The 502-nt window shown below is 72.3% G+C and carries 1 pseudogene; it reads left to right on the top strand.

Features of this window, described 5'->3' with window-relative positions:
* A pseudogene (locus ABD323_RS45835) lies at positions 1-469 on the top strand (hypothetical protein); the annotation flags it as partial.
* Between the last annotated feature and the right edge of the window lie 33 nt (positions 470-502).

Below are 502 nucleotides of genomic sequence, written 5' to 3'. Positions count from 1 at the left end.
CGCCCTCACCCCCCACGGCTGGGAGACCCGCACCGGCGAGGGCGGCCCCGGGATCAAGGACACCTGGTCCGACACCAGCGCGAGCTTCCCCGCCGACACCACCGCCCAGGGCGGCCGGCAGTTCGACGCCGATCACACCTACTTCGACCCTGGGACGAACCGGATCACGGTCACGCTGACCCACCCAGACGGCGTGACGGCGTCACACACCCTCGAGGTGACCACGCTCGGGTCGCACTACACCGCGTACGGCCCGACCCGGCTGCTGGACACCCGCGAGGGCATCGGCGCCCCGACCGCCAAGGTGGCGGGCCGGTCCTCGGTGCGGGTGAAGGTCGGCGGCAACGGCGGTATCCCGGCGCAGGCCAGCTCCGCCGTGCTGAACGTGACGGTCACCAACGCGAGTTCGGGCGGTTTCATCACCGCGAGGCCAAGGCGGTGGCCCGGCTCGCCCACCCCAACGTGGTGAACGTCTTCGACCAGAGCGCGGACGACCGCTCGG

It is taken from the genome of Kitasatospora nipponensis (assembly GCF_039528135.1).
GTDB lineage: Bacteria > Actinomycetota > Actinomycetes > Streptomycetales > Streptomycetaceae > Kitasatospora > Kitasatospora nipponensis.
The sequence above is the reverse complement of the archived record's forward strand: the minus strand, read 5'-3'. Positions and strand labels throughout refer to the sequence as shown.